Source organism: Bradyrhizobium genosp. A, assembly GCF_049949275.1.
In the GTDB taxonomy this organism is placed as follows: domain Bacteria; phylum Pseudomonadota; class Alphaproteobacteria; order Rhizobiales; family Xanthobacteraceae; genus Bradyrhizobium.
The window spans coordinates 1,694,676-1,714,438 of sequence record NZ_CP188196.1 but is presented as its reverse complement, the minus strand read 5'-3'; the positions used below and the strand labels follow the sequence as shown (position 1 = coordinate 1,714,438).

At 64.1% G+C, this 19,763-nt stretch carries 18 protein-coding genes and 1 pseudogene; 9 read left to right on the top strand and 10 right to left on the bottom strand.

Translation table 11 applies throughout. The annotated features are described in order from the left end of the window. Nucleotides 1-146: 146 nt before the first annotated feature. The 3 genes from ACP2YP_RS08020 to mnmA form a co-directional block, all read right to left on the bottom strand. The gene (locus ACP2YP_RS08020; protein ID WP_426423491.1) at nucleotides 147-509 is read right to left on the bottom strand and encodes a hypothetical protein; all 363 of its coding nucleotides are present in this window, start codon (nucleotides 507-509) and stop codon (nucleotides 147-149) included. Nucleotides 510-772: 263 nt separating this feature from the next. Beyond that, nucleotides 773-1,411, bottom strand: coding sequence for a class I SAM-dependent methyltransferase (locus tag ACP2YP_RS08015; protein ID WP_426423490.1), 639 nt, complete (start codon nucleotides 1,409-1,411; stop codon nucleotides 773-775). A gap of 211 nt (nucleotides 1,412-1,622) precedes the next feature. Further along, a complete protein-coding gene (mnmA, locus tag ACP2YP_RS08010) occupies nucleotides 1,623-2,804 on the bottom strand; it encodes a tRNA 2-thiouridine(34) synthase MnmA (protein ID WP_426423489.1) in 1,182 nt (393 codons plus the stop codon). A gap of 345 nt (nucleotides 2,805-3,149) precedes the next feature. Here mnmA and ACP2YP_RS08005 point away from each other — a divergent pair, with 345 nt between their 5' ends. The 9 genes from ACP2YP_RS08005 (at nucleotide 3,150) to ACP2YP_RS07965 (ending at nucleotide 12,683) form a co-directional block, all read left to right on the top strand. Beyond that, the gene (locus ACP2YP_RS08005) at nucleotides 3,150-4,793 is read left to right on the top strand and encodes a flagellar hook-length control protein FliK (RefSeq protein ID WP_426426072.1); all 1,644 of its coding nucleotides are present in this window, start codon (nucleotides 3,150-3,152) and stop codon (nucleotides 4,791-4,793) included. Between the two features lie 13 nt (nucleotides 4,794-4,806). Beyond that, entirely contained in the window at nucleotides 4,807-5,526 is a 720-nt protein-coding gene (locus tag ACP2YP_RS08000) for a flagellar hook assembly protein FlgD (RefSeq protein WP_426423488.1), read from the top strand. A gap of 230 nt (nucleotides 5,527-5,756) precedes the next feature. Then, nucleotides 5,757-6,032: a DUF1153 domain-containing protein gene (locus ACP2YP_RS07995; protein WP_002714638.1), complete on the top strand. Its 276-nt coding sequence runs from the start codon at nucleotides 5,757-5,759 to the stop codon at nucleotides 6,030-6,032. Nucleotides 6,033-6,221: 189 nt separating this feature from the next. Next, nucleotides 6,222-7,832 carry a flagellar basal-body MS-ring/collar protein FliF gene (gene fliF / locus ACP2YP_RS07990; protein ID WP_426423486.1) on the top strand — a complete coding sequence of 537 codons (1,611 nt, stop codon included), beginning with the start codon at nucleotides 6,222-6,224 and terminating at the stop codon, nucleotides 7,830-7,832. Between the two features lie 17 nt (nucleotides 7,833-7,849). Continuing rightward, complete coding sequence (fliG, locus tag ACP2YP_RS07985) at nucleotides 7,850-8,947, top strand: flagellar motor switch protein FliG (RefSeq protein WP_426423484.1); 1,098 nt, start codon at nucleotides 7,850-7,852, stop codon at nucleotides 8,945-8,947. After that, nucleotides 8,947-9,567: a FliH/SctL family protein gene (locus ACP2YP_RS07980; protein ID WP_426423483.1), complete on the top strand. Its 621-nt coding sequence runs from the start codon at nucleotides 8,947-8,949 to the stop codon at nucleotides 9,565-9,567. Before fliG ends, ACP2YP_RS07980 begins: the two co-directional genes overlap by 1 nt. A 3-nt stretch (nucleotides 9,568-9,570) precedes the next feature. Beyond that, on the top strand, nucleotides 9,571-9,921 hold the full coding sequence (gene fliN / locus ACP2YP_RS07975; RefSeq protein WP_426423481.1) for a flagellar motor switch protein FliN: 351 nt from the start codon (nucleotides 9,571-9,573) through the stop codon (nucleotides 9,919-9,921). 53 nt (nucleotides 9,922-9,974) lie between these two features. Then, nucleotides 9,975-11,360 carry a sigma-54 interaction domain-containing protein gene (locus ACP2YP_RS07970; protein ID WP_426423480.1) on the top strand — a complete coding sequence of 462 codons (1,386 nt, stop codon included), beginning with the start codon at nucleotides 9,975-9,977 and terminating at the stop codon, nucleotides 11,358-11,360. Nucleotides 11,361-11,534: 174 nt separating this feature from the next. Next, complete coding sequence (locus ACP2YP_RS07965) at nucleotides 11,535-12,683, top strand: M20 family metallopeptidase (RefSeq protein WP_426423479.1); 1,149 nt, start codon at nucleotides 11,535-11,537, stop codon at nucleotides 12,681-12,683. A gap of 115 nt (nucleotides 12,684-12,798) precedes the next feature. Here ACP2YP_RS07965 and ACP2YP_RS07960 read toward each other — a convergent pair whose 3' ends face one another. From ACP2YP_RS07960 to ACP2YP_RS07930, 7 genes and pseudogenes are all read right to left on the bottom strand, one after another. Next, nucleotides 12,799-12,954, bottom strand: coding sequence for a hypothetical protein (locus ACP2YP_RS07960; protein WP_426423477.1), 156 nt, complete (start codon nucleotides 12,952-12,954; stop codon nucleotides 12,799-12,801). 84 nt (nucleotides 12,955-13,038) lie between these two features. Then, nucleotides 13,039-13,620, bottom strand: coding sequence for a flavin reductase family protein (locus ACP2YP_RS07955; RefSeq protein ID WP_426423475.1), 582 nt, complete (start codon nucleotides 13,618-13,620; stop codon nucleotides 13,039-13,041). Nucleotides 13,621-13,652: 32 nt separating this feature from the next. Further along, nucleotides 13,653-14,489: an ATP-binding cassette domain-containing protein gene (locus ACP2YP_RS07950; protein ID WP_426423473.1), complete on the bottom strand. Its 837-nt coding sequence runs from the start codon at nucleotides 14,487-14,489 to the stop codon at nucleotides 13,653-13,655. 7 nt (nucleotides 14,490-14,496) lie between these two features. Beyond that, a pseudogene (locus tag ACP2YP_RS07945) lies at nucleotides 14,497-14,823 on the bottom strand (ABC transporter permease subunit); the annotation flags it as partial. A 414-nt stretch (nucleotides 14,824-15,237) separates the two neighbouring features. Continuing rightward, nucleotides 15,238-16,407 carry a cytochrome P450 gene (locus ACP2YP_RS07940; protein WP_426423471.1) on the bottom strand — a complete coding sequence of 390 codons (1,170 nt, stop codon included), beginning with the start codon at nucleotides 16,405-16,407 and terminating at the stop codon, nucleotides 15,238-15,240. Nucleotides 16,408-16,684: 277 nt separating this feature from the next. Continuing rightward, on the bottom strand, nucleotides 16,685-17,674 hold the full coding sequence (locus ACP2YP_RS07935; RefSeq protein ID WP_426423470.1) for an ABC transporter substrate-binding protein: 990 nt from the start codon (nucleotides 17,672-17,674) through the stop codon (nucleotides 16,685-16,687). Between the two features lie 118 nt (nucleotides 17,675-17,792). Beyond that, nucleotides 17,793-19,583: an adenylate/guanylate cyclase domain-containing protein gene (locus tag ACP2YP_RS07930; protein WP_426423469.1), complete on the bottom strand. Its 1,791-nt coding sequence runs from the start codon at nucleotides 19,581-19,583 to the stop codon at nucleotides 17,793-17,795. Between the last annotated feature and the right edge of the window lie 180 nt (nucleotides 19,584-19,763).

Here is a 19,763-nt window from a genome sequence, read left to right as displayed (position 1 = left end):
CGGGAAAACAACGATTTTTGGCACTCACCCGCAGGATTTCCGGCACCAGACTCGTGGAGAGTCCCCCTCACCCAGAATCCACGCTTTGCGCGGATTCCGGCCTCTCCCCGGCGGGGAGAGGCGAAGGAAGAAGCGGTGAAACTAAGCTATTTCGGCTTGATCGTGGGGTCGCCGCCGGGGCTGCCGGGGGGCGGGATGACGGGCATGGCGCCGTCCGTGCTCGGCGCGGGGGCGTGCATTTCGGGGTCGACGCCGGCAGGCGGGCAGAGCACGCCGTCAGATTTTGCGAGCTTGTCGCCGAGCGGTTCCCGGGATTGGCCGGTGGTGGTGCCATCCGGCGCGGTGGCCCGGTTCGGGCGGTCCTGCGGCGTGCAGTCGGCCGTGTGTTGCGGGGATGGCGGCGCGGTCGCTTGCGGCGGCGTCGCCGGGGCGGGCGGGGCCTGCGCGATCGCGGCGCCGGAGGCGGCGATCAGGAGGCTGGCCAGGATGATGTTTGATGTCGTGCGCATGGGAGGGGAACGCGGGGGGCGGGGGTGATGTTCCCGGAGGAAATGCGATGTGATCGGGGTTGGATCGGGGGCGAATTTGGGTGCAATCGCCGCCGCGCGCTCGGTGCACCTCGCCAGCTTGCGGGAGAGGTCGGCACGCAGTGCCGGGTGAGGGTTCTCTCCGCTCGCGATATACGCTGATGGAGAGAGCCCTCTCCCCTACCCTCTCCCGCAGGCGGGAGAGGGGCGCGCCGGCGGCTTGGCTGCGGGCCGGGCTCAGCTCGTTATGATTTGTGGTAGCGGATCAGAGAAAAGTGCCCCATTGGCGGCATCGGGCGGCGCTCGGCGAGGGTGATGCCGCTGTGCTTGGCGGCCCAGTCGACCAGGCGCTGCCAGGGGAATTCCGGGCGCCAGCCGAGGCGGCGGGCGAGCGGCGCGAATGCGAGCTCGGAGAGTTTGCGAAGACCCTTTTCGGCGCCGATGTGGTTGACCAGGATCAGCTCGCCGCCGGGCTTGAGCACGCGCACGAACTCGTCGAGCGTGCCTTCGGGATCGGGCACGGCGGTGATGACATATTGCGCGACCACCGCATCGAAGGCGGCGTCGGGGAAGGCGAGGTTCTTGGCGTCCATCACCGAGAGCACTTCGACATTGGAGAGGCGCAACGCACGCACGCGCGCCTGCGCCTTGCGCAGCATCGGCTCGGAAATGTCGACGCCGCAGATCTTTGTGGTGCGCGAATAATCGGAGAGTGAGAGACCGGTGCCGACGCCGACGTCGAGGATGCGGCCGCCGATGCGGTCGGCTTCCGCAATGGTCGACTGCCGGCCGGCGTCGAACACCTTGCCGAACACGAGATCATAGACCGGCGCCCAGCGGCCATAGGCCTTCTCGACCCCGGCCCGCGAGATGTCTGCTGCCATGCCCCCTGCCTTTACTTCACCGCTCCCCAACGGGGAGAGGTCGGATTGCGACGGCGATGCGAAGCATCGTCCAGAGCGATCCGGGTGAGGGGCCGCAATCACTGTTGAGACCGCAACCCCTCACCCGGATCGCATCTATCGATGCGATCCGACCTCTCCCTATGGGAGAGGTGAACCCAGCCCGACCAGTCGTGTTTGATTTCGTCATCCCTCAGCCGCGGACCGCTTCCACCAGCGGCATCGCCGTATGGCTCGCGACCTTCGCCGCGGCGCTCTGAATAAATCCGCCGCCGAGCACGCGCGCCTGCCCCGATGGCGCGTCGTAGAACACACAGGCCTGGCCCGGCGAGACGCCCTCTTCGCCGGCGACGAGCTCGACCTCGTAATGGCCGTCGGCGCCGCGCAGCCAGGCCGGCTGGGGGCTGCGGGTCGAGCGGACGCGGACGAACAGCTCCAGACCAGAACCAATCGCGCGGTCGATGTCGCCGCCGCCGATCCAGTTGACGTCGCGCAAGGAGATGCGGTGCATCCTCAGCGCATCGCGCGGGCCGACCACGACGCGGCGGTTGGCGGCATCGACCCGCACCACGAACAGCGGCGCGGCGGCCGCGATGCCGAGGCCGCGGCGCTGGCCGATGGTGAAATTGGCAATGCCGTGATGCCGGCCGAGCACGCGGCCGTCGAGATCGACGATGTCGCCGGGGTCCATCGCGTTCGGACGCAGCCGCGTGATGATGTCGGTGTAGCGCCCCGTGGGCACGAAGCAGATGTCCTGGCTGTCGTGCTTGTCGGCGACGGAGAGACCGAAGCGGCGCGCGAGCTCGCGCGTCTCCGGCTTGGTCATGTCGCCGAGCGGGAAGCGCAGGAAGTCGAGCTGTGACTGCGTGGTCGCGAACAGGAAATAGCTCTGGTCGCGATCGCTGTCGGCGGCGCAGACCAGCGCGCGCGAACCGTCGTCGCGGCGGCGCGAGGCGACGTAATGGCCGGTGGCGAGCGCTTGCGCCCCTAACTCGCGCGCGGTCTTCAGCAGGTCACGGAATTTGACGCTGCGGTTGCACTCGATGCAGGGCACCGGCGTCTCGCCGAGCGCGTAAGAGTCGGCGAAATTGTCGATGACGGACTCGCGAAAGCGGTCCTCGTAGTCGAGCACGTAATGGGGAATGCCGAGTTTTGCGGCGACGTCGCGGGCATCGTGGATGTCCTGGCCGGCGCAGCAGGCGCCCTTGCGGTGGGTCGCCGCGCCATGATCGTAGAGCTGCAACGTGATGCCGACGACATCGTAGCCTTCCGCCTTCAACAGCGCAGCCGTCGTCGAGGAGTCGACGCCGCCCGACATGGCAACGACGACCCTGGTATCCTCAGGACGGCCTTGGAGATCCAGACTGTTGAGCATGGCACTTAAGCTGACGTGACGGCGGCGATCCGCGATTCCTGATGCTTTGTGCCGGGGCACCGGCGGTCCCCGGGAACCGAGAGTTCCCGAAGGGCGCGGCTGGCCCGGTCGAAAGCGGCTGAGAGCACCCTTTAATATAGGCGGCATTCCGGTGAAGCAATCGCGCGAGCCGCAAGCTGAGGGCAATTCTTGCCGGGGCGGCAGAAATGACGGGGCCGCGAGGCGGCCGACGACAGCAGCGTCGATTCATCAAGATGTTGATTTTACTATATAAATTTATGACACGGACGATTGGCCCGCTCCTTGCTGACCTTCTGGTCCGAAGATGTTTTCAAGGGGTTGCCTGTGGTCGGTGTCACGTCAGACGTAGCGGCAAGCGCGCAGGTCTCCAGCGCGCAGCAAAAGCCTGCCCGGTCCCAGAGCTCCAAGGACACGACGGCGAGCGACTCCTTCGGTTCGCTGGTCGACAGCAACACCCAGGCCATCAGCAACAGCGCCTCGTCCGCGAGCCAGGACAACGCGCCGCGGCGGACCGATTCATCGTCGTCGTCGCCCTCCTCGTCCGACCGCAGCACGCGCGACTCGTCCTCGACCGACCAGTCCTCGCAGAGCAACGCGACCGACAGCACGGCTTCCTCGACGCAGGCGGCGAGCGACACGCCGGCCGATCCGACCAAGGCGACGGCTAAACCTAAGGACAAGAGCGACGCGTCCGGCACCAAGGCGAGCGACAAGTCGCAGGACTCCAAGGACAGCAAGGGCGCCAAGACCGCCGGCACCACCGATGGCCTCGCCGCCGCGGTCGATGCCGCTGCCGCGGCGCAGGCCACCGCAACACCGGCGGCGACGCCCGATCCGACCGCTGTCCCCGTTGCCGCGCCGGTCGTGCCAGTCGATCCGAATGCGGCGGCGAACCAGGCCGCCAGCACCGCCTCATCGCCGCTGACGATTGCCGCTGCCGGCATCGCCGCCAGCGCCTCGACCGCGGCGCAGATCGCCGGCACCAAGACGGATGCCACCGGCAAGACCGGCGACGCCAAGACCGGAGACGCCAAGACCACTGACGCGAAGACCGCGCTTGCCGATGCGGCTGGCGCTGCGACCGACACCACCGCAACCGACGCCAAGAGTAACGCCGCGCAGCTCACGGCGGTCGATCAGGGCACGCCCAAAACCTCGTTCAAGGGCGCCGCGACCGCGCAGGGCGAGAGCGACGTCTCCAATATCGGCCAGGACACCGGCAAGACCGCGCAGACTGCTGCCACCGCACAAATTCCTGCGACCGCAACGATGGCCAACGCCGCCGCGCATCCGCAAGCCGCAAAGCCGCAGGCCGACGCAACTGCGGCCGACGCCAAGGCCGATGCTGCCAATCGCACGGCTGGCGCGACGCCGGCCGCGCCGACCACGCACGCGCATGCCGACACGCAGGCCACCGCTAGCGCGACGACCGACGCCAGCGCGCAGGCCGCCTCCGCCGTGCAGGCGCCGCTGACCAATACGACATCGACGGCCACCGCCTCCACCGCGACGCTGACCGCGACTGCGGCGAATTCGACGGCGGTGCCGATCAGCGGCATCCCGGTCGAGATCGCGGCCGCCGCGCGCGCCGGCAAGACGCGCTTCGACATCAGCCTCGATCCGGTCGATCTCGGCCGCATCGACGTCCGCATCAATGTCGACCGCAACGGCCAGGTCACCTCGCATCTCACCGTTGAGAAGCCGGAGACGCTGCAGATGCTGCAGCAGGACGCGCCGCAATTGCAGCGCGCGCTCGACGATGCCGGGCTCAAGACCGGCAGCAACGGGCTCTCCTTCAGCCTGCGCGACCAGAATTCGTCGGGGCAGAACTCCGGACAGAACAACGACAATTCAGGCAATTCCCGCCGGCTGATCATCAGTGAAGACGATTCTGCCGCCGCCGCGCCCGTCAGCCGCAGCTATGGCCGCATGCTCGGATCGAGCAGCGGCGTCGATATCAGAGTGTGAGGAGTAATTCGACATGACCACCACGAATTCCGCCACCGCGCCTGCCGTCGTCTCCGGAACGACGCAAACCTCATCGTCGTCGTCCTCGTCGAGCTCGAGCCTGAGCTCGTCCACGGGCGCGACGCTCGCCGGCAACTTCCAGACCTTCTTGACGCTGCTGACCACGCAGCTGCAGAACCAGAACCCGCTCTCTCCGCTCGATACCAACCAGTTCACCCAGCAACTGGTGCAGTTCGCCGGCGTCGAGCAGCAGCTCAAGACCAATGATTCGCTGTCGCAGCTCGTTACCCTGCAAAAGACCACGCAGGCGACCCAGGCGCTGGACTTCGTCGGCAAAACCGCAGTGGTCGACGGCACCACCGCAACGATGAAGAGCTCGTCGGCGACCTGGCATCTCAACGTGCCGAGCGATGCGACCGTCGACATTTCGATCGCCAATTCCAGCGGCCAGATCGTGTTCACCGGCAAATACACCGCCGGTGCTGCCAGCGACGTTCCCTTCACCTGGAACGGCCAGGGCAATGACGGCACGCAATGGCCTGACGGCAAATACACCATCACGGCGACCGGCAAGGACGTCGCGAACAACAATGTCGGCATCGCCGCGCAGGTGCAGGGCACGGTGTCGTCCGTCGACCTGACCCAGTCGCCGCCGCTGCTCAGCATCGACGGCAGCAGCTACACGCTGAGCCAGGTGAAGAGCATCGTCGCGACCAGCAGCAGCGGCAGCTAGGACTCGCGCTTTGCGCTGATGCGCGCGGTTTGCGCGCTCTGTTCGTTAGTAAAGTATTTACGATGACCCCGCTCGGCCCGCTAAAAATTGCGTTTTCAGCGCGCAGGGACAGCGGCGTTCCCGCAAGTTTCAACGAGAATTGTATTGAAGCCTTAGGCTTAGCGGATTTTTAAGCCGCGATGCGTAGGGTTGTGAAGTGAGTTCAGTGGTTGAGAGTTTGTGAGTACGCCATGACAGAACCCCATCGCCCGAGGGTAAAATACGTCATCGGGCCGGACGGCAGTCCGCTGACGATTGCAGATCTGCCCGCACCCGGCACCAAACGCTGGGTCATCCGCCGCAAGGCTGAAGTCGTCGCCGCAGTTCGTGGCGGACTTCTCTCGCTCGAGGAGGCCTGCAGCCGGTACACCCTGACGGTCGACGAATTCCTCTCCTGGCAGTTTTCCATCGACCAGCACGGTCTGGCGGGCCTTCGCACCACCCGCATCCAGCAATATCGCCAGTAAAGCAATCCGGAAATCTGCTGCTTTTGACGAAAATCGGCCCCGCGTTGCGAGGCCGATTTTTTTCATGTTTGCGTTTGGCGCTACTTTTGTCCGAGCTCTTAACCTTCGTTAACCATATCGAAACCATCACCTAGGCAATAATTGCCCAGTCGGCCGCTCAGTTGCGGGTCGAAGCTTCGGGGCGGTTGCTTGCAAGGTCTTGCGGACTTTTTAAAAGGTATCGGCGCCGCCCGCTTCGGGGCGATGATCGCGGTCACCGCCGCGCTCGTCGGCTTCTTTGCCTTCGTCATCATGCGCGTCACCACGCCGCAGATGACGACGCTGTTCACGGACCTCTCGGTCGAGGATTCGTCCAGTATTATCAAGGACCTGGAACGCCAGGCCATCCAGTTCGAGCTGCGCAACGAAGGCACCATCATCATGGTGCCCAAGGACAAGGTCACCCGTCTGCGGATGAAGCTCGCCGAGGGCGGCCTGCCCAAGGGCGGCGGCATCGGTTATGAAGTCTTCGACAAGTCGGACGCGCTCGGCACGACCTCTTTCGTCCAGAATATCAATCACTTGCGCGCGCTGGAGGGCGAGCTCGCCCGCACCATCCGCGCCATCGACCGGATCCAGGCCGCCCGCGTCCACCTCGTGCTGCCCGAGCGTCCGCTGTTCTCGCGCGAGGCGCCGGAGCCGTCGGCCTCGATCGTGGTGCGGGTCCGCGGCTCGCTCGAAGCCCAGCAGATTCGCGCCATCCGCCACCTCGTCGCCTCCGCCGTCAACGGGTTGAAGCCGCAGCGGGTCTCGATCGTCGACGAAGCCGGCCAGCTGCTCGCCGACGGCGCCCAGACCGATCCGGACCAGGAGATCGGCGACGAGCGGCGCACCGCCTACGAGAAGCGGATGCGCAAGCAGGTCGAGGACATCGTCTCCTCCGTGGTCGGCTCAGGCCGCGCCCGCGTCCAGCTCTCCGCCGATTTCGACTTCAACAAGGTCACCCAGACCTCGGACAAGTTCGATCCCGAAGGCCGCGTGCTGCGCTCGACCCAGACCCGCGAAGAGCAGAGCATGACCGCCGACAACAACGGCCAGGTCACGGTCAACAACGAGCTCCCCGGCCAACAGCAGAACGGCGGCCCGGCGGCGAAGGACCAGAGCAAGAAGACCGAAGAGACCAACAATTACGAGATTTCCCGCACCACCAAGACCGAAGTGACCGAGGCGGGCCGGGTCAACCGCATCTCGGTCGCGGTGCTGGTCGACGGCATCTACACCAAGAACGACAAAGGCGAGCTCGCCTACACCGACCGCACCAAGGAGCAGCTCGATCGCATCGCCACCCTGGTTCGCTCGGCGATCGGCTTCGACCAGAAGCGCGGCGACCAGGTCGAGGTCGTCAATCTGCGCTTTGCCGACGCCCCCTCCACCACCCCGATCGCCGAGCCCAGCGGCTTCCTCAGCGCGCTGCAGTTCACCAAGGACGACGTCATGTACTTCGTCGAGCTCGGCGTGATGATGCTGCTCGGCCTGATCGTGATGTTCATGGTGATCCGCCCGCTGGTGAAACGCATCCTCGCCTCCGACGAGGTCGCCGCCGCGATCTCCGGCGTTCTCTCCGGCCCCGCCGCTTCCGAAGAGGCCGCGCCGGCCGGTCAACCGCTCCTGCCGAGCGGAGCCGCCAACGCGATCGACGTCGCCACCATCCAGGGCCAGGTCCACGCCCAGTCCGTCCATCGCGTCGGCGAGCTCGCCGAGCGCAATCCCAACGAAACCGTCGCCATCATTCGTCAATGGCTGACCGAACCCGCGAAATAATCGAGAAGTGAACTGACATGGCCGCCAGCTTGCAGAACGCCAACTCCAACGACATCACCAGCGTGATCTCCACGCTCGGTCAGCGTGCCGGCACCCGCGCGGCGGGCGGCGCCAAGGTCGAAGCGGTGGCGGGGCCGAAGCGCGCCGCGATCCTGATGCTGGCGCTCGGCGAGCAATATGGCGGCAAGATCTGGTCGCTGCTCGACGACGACGAGGTGCGGCAGCTGTCGCTGGAAATGTCGACGCTCGGCACCGTCGAGGTCGACACGGTGGAAGACATGCTGCTCGAATTCGTCTCGCGCATGTCGGCCTCCGGCGCGCTGATGGGCAATTTCGACGCCACCGAGCGCCTGTTGCAGCAATATCTGGCGCCCGAGCGCGTCAACGGCATCATGGACGAGATCCGCGGCCCCGCCGGCCGCAACATGTGGGAGAAGCTCTCCAACGTGCAGGAAGAGGTTCTCGCCAACTACCTCAAGAACGAATATCCGCAGACCATCGCGGTGGTGCTGTCGAAGCTGAAGCCTGAGCATGCCGCGCGCGTGCTCGGCATCTTCCCCGAGGACCTCGCGCTCGATGTCGTCAATCGCATGCTGAAGATGGAGGCGGTGCAGAAGGAGGTGATCGAGAGCGTGGAGAAGACGCTGCGCACCGAGTTCATGTCCAACCTCTCGCAGACCCGCCGCCGCGACGCCCACGAGGTGATGGCGGAAATCTTCAACAATTTCGACCGTCAGACCGAAACCCGCTTCATCACCTCGCTGGAAGAAGATAACCGGGAATCGGCCGAGCGCATCAAGGCGCTGATGTTCACCTTCGACGATCTCGTGAAGCTCGATTCCGGATCGGCCCAGACCCTGATGCGCAACGTCGACAAGGACAAGCTCGGCGTGGCGCTGAAGAGCGCCAACGAGGACGTCCGCAACTTCTTCTTCGGCAACATGTCCTCGCGCGCGGCCAAGATGCTGCAGGACGACATGGCCGCGATGGGCCCGGTGCGCCTGCGCGACGTCGACGAGGCCCAGGCTCTGCTGGTCAACCTCGCAAAGGACCTCGCAGCCAAAGGCGAGATCATGCTGACCAAAAACCGCGCTGACGACGAACTGGTGTATTGATGGGCGCTCCGGCCAAATTCCTGTTCGACACCGACTTCGCCGCGCCGGACCGGACGCGCGAGAAGGCCGCGACCGCGGCCGAGATCGCGCAGAAGGTCGCGGAAGCCGAAGCGCGCGCCTATCAGGACGGCTTTGCCGCGGGCCAGCGCGAGGCCAAGGCCGAGAGCGACCGCCGCGTCGCGCTGGCCATGGAAGAGATCAACATCGCGATCCGGGGCATCGCTGCAGGGATCGGCAACATCGAGAGCAAGATGGAGACCGAGGCGGTCGACGTCGCGGTCGCGGTGGCGCGCAAGCTGTGCGCCGACCTGATCGCCGCCGAGCCGCTCGGCGAGATCATGGCGCTGGTCAAGGATTGCTTCTCGCATCTGGTCGCGACGCCGCATCTCGTCGTCCGCATCAACGACGCGCTCTACGACAGAGCGCGCGAGAAGATCGAGCGGCTCGCCAAGCAGAGCGGCTTCGAAGGACGGTTGGTGATCCTGGCCGAGCTCGAAATTGCCACCGGCGACTGCCGGATCGAATGGGCCGATGGCGGCGTCGTGCTGGAGCGCAGCGCTATCGCGGCCAAGATCGACGATATGGTCGGACGCTATATTGCGTCCCGCAGGGGGAATTAAGCCATGAGCGACAACGACGGACAGGTCCCGCTGCCCGACCTCAACGGCCCATTGCCGCCGGCCGGCGCCGATGTGAGCTACAACGAGGACGAATATGCCTCGCGCGTCGCCGCCGATCTCGAGGCCGTCTTCGACGTGCCGGTACAGGTCTCGGCCGTGCTCGGCCGCTCCAAGATGGACGTCGGCGAGCTGTTGAAGCTCGGGCCCGGCACCGTGCTGGAGCTCGACCGGCGCGTCGGCGAGGCCATCGACATCTACGTCAACAACAAGCTCGTCGCCCGCGGCGAGGTGGTGCTGGTCGAGGACAAGCTCGGCGTGACCATGACGGAAATCATCAGGACGGAACGCGGCTAGCGCACGCACAGGAATAAAGCGCGGCAGCGCGAACAGACGGACAGGAGACTGACATGCGGCTTCTCATCGTTGGCACATTGAAGGGCCAGCTCACCACCGCCACCAAGATCGCGATGGAGAACGGCGCCACCGTGACCCATGCCGAGGATCACGAGCAGGCGATGCGCGTGCTGCGCGGCGGCAAGGGCGCCGACCTCCTGCTGGTCGACGTCGCCCTCGACATCCGCGAGCTCGTGATGCGGCTCGAGGCCGAGCACATCCACGCCCCGATCGTCGCCTGCGGCATCACCAATGACGCCCGCGCCGCTGTCGCCGCGATCCACGCCGGCGCCAAGGAATACATCCCGCTGCCGCCCGATCCGGAGCTGATCGCAGCGGTGCTCGCCGCCGTCGCCAACGATTCCCGCGAGCTGATCTATCGCGACGAGGCGATGGCGAAGGTCGTCAAGCTCGCTCAGCAGATCGCAGGCTCGGACGCCTCGGTGATGATCACCGGCGAATCCGGCACGGGTAAGGAAGTGCTGGCCCGCTACGTCCACACCCGCTCGGCCCGTGCCAAGCGTCCGTTCATCTCGATCAACTGCGCCGCGATCCCCGAGCATCTGCTGGAGTCCGAGCTGTTCGGCCATGAGAAGGGCGCCTTCACCGGCGCGATTGCGCGGCGCATCGGCAAGTTCGAGGAGGCGACCGGCGGCACGCTGCTGCTGGACGAAATCTCCGAGATGGACGTTCGCCTGCAGTCAAAACTGCTCCGCGCCATCCAGGAGCGCGTCATCGACCGCGTCGGCGGCACCAAGCCGGTCCCGGTCGACATCCGCATCATCGCGACCTCGAACCGCAATCTGGCGGAAGCCGTGCGCGAAGGCACGTTCCGCGAGGATCTGCTATTCCGCCTCAACGTCGTGAACTTGAAGATCCCGCCGCTGCGCGAGCGTCCCGCCGACATTCTCGAGCTCGCCCAGCATTTCGTGAAAAAATATGCCGAGGCCAACGGCGTGCCGATGCGGCCGATCTCGGCCGAGGCGCGCCGCGTGCTCTCCACCAACCGCTGGCAGGGCAACGTCCGCGAGCTCGAAAACACCATGCACCGTTCGGTGCTGATGGCGCAGGGCGACGAGATCGGCCCCGATGCGATCCTGACGCCGGATGGCGACCGCCTCGACCTCGCCAAGACGGCACCGGCCGTGGCGCATGCCACCATGGCCGCCGAGCAGGTGACGCGGGCCCTCGTCGGCCGCACCGTCGCCGACGTCGAACGCGACCTGATCCTGGAGACGCTCAAGCACTGCCTCGGCAACCGGACCCATGCCGCCAACATCCTCGGCATCTCGATCCGCACGCTGCGCAACAAGCTCAACGAATATGCGGACGGCGGCATCCCGATCACACCGGCGGGCACGCCCGGCGAGTATCCGCGGATGCCGATGATGGGGGCGTAAGGCTGTATATTGCGAACGTGAATGCCCGGGCCAAGTCCCGGGCATTTTGTTTTGTGGTCCACCCCACCCGCTTCGCCGGGACGACATTGGTGGACATGGCCGCACCGCATTCTCCGACTAGGTCGCGCCTGCACAACGCCCTATAACCCGCATGAGATCCACGCGAGGAACCACATGTCTGAAGCTCAAATCACGGATTGGCTGGCGTCGCAGCGGCAGGCGATGATCGATCTGCTGCGCGATGTCGTGAACATCGATTCCGGGTCCTATGACAAGGAAGGCGTCGATGCGGTCGGTGCGCGGTTCGAGCGGCACTTTGCCGAGCACGGCATTCCCTCGCGCCGGGAGAGCCACGGCACGTTTGGCGACGCGCTCCACGCCGAAGTGGCAAAACCCGGCAGCAACGAGAAGCCAGTGCTGTTGATGGGGCATCGCGACACTGTGTTCGGCAAGGGCGAGGCCGGACGTCGTCCGTTCACGATCAAGGACGGCCGCGCCTATGGACCCGGCGTCGCCGACATGAAGGCCGGCCTTGTCATAAACGTGTTCGTGGCCACTGCCTTCCACAAATTCGGCGGCTCACCGCATCCGATCAAGGTGCTGATCACCTCGGACGAGGAGATCGGCTCGCCCTCGTCGCGGCCGGTGATCGAGCGCGAAGGGCGCGCCGCACGCGCGGTATTCAACTCCGAACCGGGCCGCCCCACCGGCAATGTCGTCACCAGCCGCAAGGGCGGCATCTTCATGCATATGGCCGTCACCGGCAAAGCGGCGCATTCCGGCGCCAATTTCGCCGCCGGCATAAGCGCGATCGGCGAGCTCGCGCACAAGATCATCCAGATCCACGCGCTGACCGACCTCACCAAGGGCATCACGCTCAATGTCGGCCTCGTGTCGGGTGGCCAGTCGGTCAACACGACCGCTCCTTTCGCCGAGGGACAAATCGACATGCGCTATGTCGATCCGAAGGACCGCGCCACCGTGATGGTCGAGATCGAGCGGATCATCGCGACGCCTTACGTGCCTGGCACCAGCGCGACCTTGACCATCAAGGGCGAGTTCGTGCCGGTGGTGCAGAGCGAGGCTTCCAAGGTGCTGTTCGAAAACTATCAGGCCGCGGCGAAGCAGGCCGGCCTCACCACGCTGCAGGGCGAGTTCTCCGGCGGCTGCGCCGATTCCGGCTTCACCGCGGCCGTTGGCACGCCGACGATTTGCGGTGTCGGGCCGGTCGGAGGTCTCGCACACACGCCGGAAGAATATCTCGAGCTCGACAGCATCGTGCCGCGCGCGCAGACGCTGGCACTGGCGATTTTGCGGGGATGAAGGTGCCGTAGGGTGGGCAAAGCGAAGCGTGCCCACCGCTTCGGTCGAAAATTGCGGAGAGGTGGTGGGCACGGCGCAAGTGCGCCTTTGCCCACCCTACGAGACCTCTCAAGTCCTACGAATAGTTCGGCGCGTCGGGCTTTCGGAAAATGTGGATGGGATCGCCCGGCACGAAGGGCTGGCCGCGGAACATCGCATAGGCATAGAGAGCGAGATAGGCGATCGCCAGCGCGCCGACGGCATAGAAGGCCCAGGTCGCGACGCGCTTCATCGTTCCGCTCCATGGCCGTCCCGGATGGAAGGCTCAAGGGCTTCTAGAGCGATGAGCGAGAAAAGACCAGCCTGGGCGCTGCGATCAGGCGCCGCGCAAGCTGCGCGCGGGAACGCTGACTTCCGCGAGCCTTGCAGCGTCCTCGTCCTGGTCCACGGCCACATACTGGCCGTACCAATAGGCAAGCGCCGCGGTCCGGGCCGAGTTCTTGATGTCCCTGACGCGGCCAATGACGATGCCGTGCGAGTGCCGCTCGACGATCTCCTCGACCTCGCAATCGACGGCGGACAACGCGCCGACCAGCAGCGGCACGCCGGAGACGGCCGTGACCCATTGGGCGCCGGCGAAACGATCGGCCCCCTTCAGGCCACCCTTGCCGGCAAAACGCTCGGCGATATCGAGCTGATCGGCTGCGAGGATATTCACACCGAAGGCGCCGTGGCGGCGGATCAGCGGGAAAGACGAGGCATCGCGGTTGATGCTGACCAGCAGCGTCGGCGGATCGACCGACAGCGACGTTACGGACGTAACCGTCATGCCAGTGATGTCCTTGCCCCGCCCCGCGGTGATGACGCTGACGCCGCCGGTGAGATGGCGCATGGCGCCGCGGAAATCGGCAGACGAGACGGGAATTTCGGTCATGAGATCGCGCGGGACTACATTCATGGCATGCTCCCCGAAGCGGGGTTCCCTTCTATCTAGGTGCGATCGTCCGCCGATAAAAGATGGCTCAGGATCGAGCCTTCGAGGCTCGCAAGCTCGGCGGAGCCCCGCGCGCGCGGCCGGGCCACGTTAACCATGACATCGTGGGCAATTCGGCCCTCGTCGATCACGAGCACCCGGTCGGCGAGCGCGACGGCTTCGGAGACGTCGTGGGTCACCAGGATCGCGGTAAAGCCCTGGTCGCGCCAGACCCGCTCCAGCAGCCGTTGCATCGAGATCCGGGTCAGCGCGTCGAGCGCGCCGAGCGGCTCGTCGAAGGCGAGCACGCGCGGATGGGAGACCAGCGCGCGCGCGAGCGCGACGCGCTGCTTTTGGCCGCCCGACAGCACCGAGGGCCACTGGTCACGCTTGTCGACAAGCCCGACCTCGGTGAGTGCCTTCTCCGCACGCAACTGCGCATCATCGGATGCACGATCGCGGCCGAGACCGACCTCGACATTGGACAGCACGCGCGCCCAGGGCAACAGACGCGGCTCCTGGAACATCACGCGGATGTCCTCTGCCTGGACGTCGCTACCAAAACTGATGCTGCCGGCGTCGATCTTTTCCAGGCCGGCAATCAGGCGCAGCAGCGTGCTCTTGCCGCAACCGCTCTTTCCGACGATCGCGACGAACTGGCCGGCCGGAATGTGCAGATCGATGCCGCGCAGCACCTCATTGTCGCCGAAGGATTTGCGCAAGCCACGGATGCTCAGCGGCAGGCTGCTCACATGCAGCGGCCGCTCCTCGCGCGTCACACGGCCGTGAGGCGCAAAACTGGCGCGGCTGGCGAGCTCGGACTCGGGAAGGGAGGTACGAAGCGCTGTCTGCATGTCACTCTCAACGTTTCTGGAAGGCGGGGTGCCAGGAGAGCGTCGCCCGCTCCAGCACGCGGGAGGCGCTGTCGGCGAGCTTGCCGAGCAGGGCGTAGATCAGGATCGAGAGCACAACGACGTCGATCAGCATGAACTCGCGCGCCTGCATCGCCATGTAGCCGAGGCCCGAGGACGCCGCGATGGTCTCGGCGACGATCAACGTGAGCCACATGATGCCGAGCGCGAAGCGGATGCCGACGAAGATCGAGGGCAACGCGCCCGGAAAAATCACGCGGCGGAACAGTTCGCCGTCGCTCATGCCATAGATGCGCCCCATCTCGATCAGCTGCGGCTGCCGCAGTTCCAACGGACAGTTTCAAAAAGTCACGACGCTGCATTCCACACCCCAAGCCGCACGCGGCCATCACCATCACGTTCGAGGATGATGGTGCGGGTTATCTGAGGTGTCGAGACGGCTGGAAAAATAGCGACGCGCGCACTGCGCGCGCGGCAACGCGCATGATTAATCTTTCAAGCGGCGAAGCGAATGAGGATGGAATTTTTCTGCACGCGAATGTGAACGCCGTGCGCATTCAATCTCAGACTCGCGGCGGGAACACAAAACGTGAAAACAACCCCATGCACAGTAGCCGGAGCGTGCGAAAACAACAGCTTACGAATTATCCGAAATAGATTTGACACGTCGGGCAAAACAGGGGCAAGATGGCGTGATGGCGGCATTCGGAATGGACCGCCGGGTGCCGGGCTATTGCAGCCATCTCACCGGCAAATTCTGCAAGCCCCGGAACGCCCAGCCGCCGATCCGCACCGGCTCGTCATCGGCAATCTCAATGTGCCTGGCACACGCGAACAATGTCGGCAGCGCGACGTCGGCGATCATGGCGCGCGAGGCCCAGGCGCCAGCGCAGAAATGCGGCCCCGCGCCAAAAGCGACGCTCTTCGAGGTGTCACGCCGCACGTCGAACTGGTCGGCGCGCTCAAAGTGCTTCTCGTCGCGGTTGGCGGAACCGAACATCAGGAACACGCGTTCGTCCGTCTCGAACGCAACATCGCGGATCGACCACGGCTTGGCGATACGCCGCGGCGACATGCCGATCGGCGAGATCCAGCGGGCGTATTCCTCAAAGGCCTCGAGCCACGACACCTCGCCCTTGCGCACGAGCTCGAGCTGATCGGGATGCGTCAGCAGCGCCCACACCGTGCCGGCGATCGCCTTGCGCGGCTCGTTCTGGCCGCCTGATATCGCGAGCTTTACATTTGCGCGCACGCTCTCCATCGCCATGCCGGAGGCGAGCAGTACGCCGAGAATGCTCTGGTCGGGATTCTTGCGCATCACCGGCAGGATGTCGTCGATCGCGGCATCAATGCCCGAGGTCGCGGCGTGGCAGCGTGCCTCGACCGCGGGATCGCCGCCGTAATTGGCGATGCCTTCGATCATGCCTTGCGACCACGCATCCATGTCCGCAAAGCCGATATTGGTAAGGCCGGTGATCGACTTCAGGCATTCGCCAGAGAACGGCAACGCGAAGTCGCGCATGAAATCGATCCGGCTCCCCGGCGCGATCGCCTCGATGATGCGGTCGGCGTGGGCCTGGAACAGCGCGGTCCAGTGCGCCTTCACCGTCTTCGGCGACACCGTCGGAAACATCGCGCGCCGCTCGACCTGATGCGCCTCGCCGTCCTTGCGCATCATGTTGTGGCCCATCAGCCGGTTCATCAGGCCTGCAGGCTGGTGTGAGGAGAACACGTCGATCTGCTTCTCGGAGATCGAGATGTCGTCGCGACAGCTCAGCAACGTCGAGCCGAGCTGCGGCACGAACGCGATCGGCGCTTCTTTTCGCAGCTTGGCGAGCATCGGATAGGGATCGGCCCAGAAGCTGACAGAGTCGATGTCAATGCGCGGCGCGGTGCTCAAGGCGGTCTCCCCTGGATTCTCGTGTGATTCAGGTCAGACTAGCGAACTTCGGCGCCGGCGTCTGTCCCTAACGATAGGGACAGACAGTTGGGGCGTGTCTCCGTAGGTTGGAGGCGTGCGGGCACGATAGCGGGTCCGCAGACCCACAACAGCGGGCCTCAACGAGCGCAACGTACGTTAAGATCCAGAGCCGGAAGTCACGACCTACGCCGGAGAGCGGGCGTTTCCGAACTTCGGCGCAGGCACTCACAATGATCGTTCGTGCCATCGGTCGGAACTACTCGATCACGGTGTCGGCGCTCGCGAGCAGCGCTGGCGGCAGCGAGAGCCCAAGCGCCTTTGCCGTCTTGAGGTTGAGAGATAATTCGAACTTGGACGCCTGATAGTAAGGAATATCACCGGGATTTTCGCCGCGTAGGATGGCGTCGATGTCGTTGGCCACCCGCTTGTTCAGTTCCACTAGATCAAACGAGTAGGCAATTAATCCGCCCGCATCGACGAACTCCGGAAGCGCATACATCGCCGGGAGACCTGCCGTCCCGATCAAACTGGCGATCAAGACGCGGTTTGTCATGGTGTCCGGATTGTCTCCGACCATGATTGCACTCGCGCCGTTGCGCGCAGCCTGAGCGACCGCCTCCCGATAAGCCGTTTCGCTGGTGGGAAGTTCTAGTGGTGCAACCTCAAGCGTAATGCCAGCCGCGGCGGCCGCGGCGCTCATGAAAGAACCCATCGCGTCAATCCGTAGCGTGAGGTAGGCCAGCTTCGACATGCCCGGAAGTATTTCGCGAAGTAGCGCAATCCGTTTCCCATAGAGGGAAGGGCCGGTATCAACGCTGACGCCCGTGATGTTACCGCCGGGATGAGCTAAATTCTGCACGAGCCCGACCGCCACGGGGTCTCCGGTCAGCGCAACGATGGGTAGTCTGTCCGTCTGCTGTTTGAAAAGCAGCGTGCCGGGTCCAACGACGTAAACGACATCGGGATTACTGCGGACCACCTCCGACGCCAAGGCAGCAGGACCGAACGTGTTTTGCTCTCGACCATAGCGTTCGATGAGAAGATTTTGTCCCTCAACGTGCCCCAGGCGGCGAAGCTCCGCGAATAGTGCCCGATAATAGCGATTGTCGCTGCGCTCATTCATCAGCGTCGTGGACTCGGACAGACTGAAGATGGCGAGCCGCCTGCTGGCGCGTGGCTGCTGGGCCACTGCACGCGATACGGCGACCAACGAACCCGCGCCAACGATGAACTCACGTCGCCTCATTGCCAATCCCGCCCCTATGCCCTCAAGCCGAGCGTATGCGATCTATCTCTGTTGGTCCAACCGGTCGAATGTCCGTTGTGGGTCAACAGCGGTCAGGCGAGTCCCTTGCCTATTTGCTTCACTCATACCCGGCCTTTTTTAACGCATCCAAATACAGCTCTAACATCCACGAGTGTTCATATTTAGTTCGGTCCGAAACTTCCTTCAGGGACGGCGCCGCCTCAAGCGACCGAGCAACCTTGACGGCGTCTTGGGCCTCCTTGAGCCTGCCCAAGTGCACCAGCGTTGCCGCCTTGTAACGCCATGGAACTGGTGCCGTAGGAAAGAGATCGCTTGCGCGTGTCAGCAAACTCAGCGACTCTTCGAAATCCTTTTCGAAAAAGGCGACCATACCGCGGGCCAGGAAATTGAACCAAAGACGAGGATCAAGCGGGCTCAGACGAAACGCATTTTCAAGCGCCTGACGTGCAATTCCTAGCTCACCAAAATACATGAAAGCGTAACCAGCGTTTGTACAGACGAAGTTTGAATTTGGTTGGAGCTGGAGCGCACGCTCAGCGTATCCTCGGGCTAACGAAAATCTTCCAATAAAGACGGAGAAGACCCAAGCAGCAACGGCTAGTGCCGTGGCGTCTTCGGGGTCCGCTTCCACAGCTTGCTGCGAGAACTTGGCGGCCTCAAGAATGCCCTCGTCGTAAGGCTTGGTACCCCTGACACACTGCCGTCCAATACAATCTGCCAGATATGCCAGGGCAGTAGAGTACCGTGGGTCAATCGCAATCGCTTGTCGTAGCAATTTCTCCGCGTTCATATTGCTTTGGGCGTCACCGCCCCGCAAAAAAAGCGGTTGGGCTCGCAGACAATAATCGTACGCGCTCAAGTCGGACGTAGGTTTTCGGCTTGAGCGTTCGAGTTCTCTGAGGTTCAACCTTGGCTCAACCGCAGTAGCGACAGCAGCCGTTATATTGTCCTGCAACTCGAAGATGTTGTTGTAGTCACCCTCGAATCGGTCAGCCCAAATATGAAACCCGGTCTCTGCCTCAATGAGCTGAGCGGTGATACGAACTCTGTTGCCGGCCTTTCGCACGCTTCCCTCGAGCACGTAACGGACGCCGAGTTCGCGACCAACCTGCATAATATCGACTGCTTTTCCCTTGTAGGTGAAGCTCGAATTGCGAGCGATGACGAAGAACCATTTGATGCGCGACAGCGCGGTTATGATCTCCTCCACCATCCCATCGGCGAAATACTCCTGCTCGGCATCACCGCTCATGTTCTGGAAGGGCAGTACAGCAATTGAAGGCTTGTCAGGTAGGGCCAGAGCTTGAGTTTGTGTGCTCTCGACGCGCGGCTTGGTCGACCTTGCCGCCGAAGCGCTCGCGCCCATCTTCAATCGCCACGCGCGCATCGGTTCGGTGATATTTTTCAAATTCTGCGGACCCATATCCTCGAAAGCGATATCGACCTTGCGGCGGACCTGACGTTGCGCGTCATCGGAAATACAGACGCCTCCCGGTTCGGCAATGCCCTCAAGGCGCGCGGCAATGTTGACCCCATCTCCAAATATGTCGTTGTCGTCGATGATAATGTCGCCGATGTGAATGCCGATGCGGAGCTCGATCCGTATATCCTTCGGCACTTCGGCGTTCTGCTGGGCCATTCCGCGCTGGACTTGGAGCGCGCAACGCGCGGCATCGACGGCACTGGCAAACTCCACCAACATGCCGTCGCCGGTCGTCTTAACGATGCGGCCGCGATGTGCGGCGATGGTTGGATCGACAAGAGACTTTCTGATTGCCTTGAGCCGGACCAGGGTGCCTTCCTCGTCGGCACCCATGAGGCGGCTGTATCCGGCAATATCGGCCGCCAGAACAGCCGCTAGACGCCTTTCTGCCCGTTCTTCCGTCAACAAAGTCCCCGAAACTAGAAACTCAACCACGCCGATGAAAGCATGGCAGACGGCCTTCGGCTAGGCCCTATGTCTGTTCAGGGTCAATCGCGTCACTTTGGCCGCGTGCCGTTCTCTTCCGGTCTACCCCCGTGAACGGACATCGTCAGACCGCCACCGGCGTGTCTCACACGGGCCAAT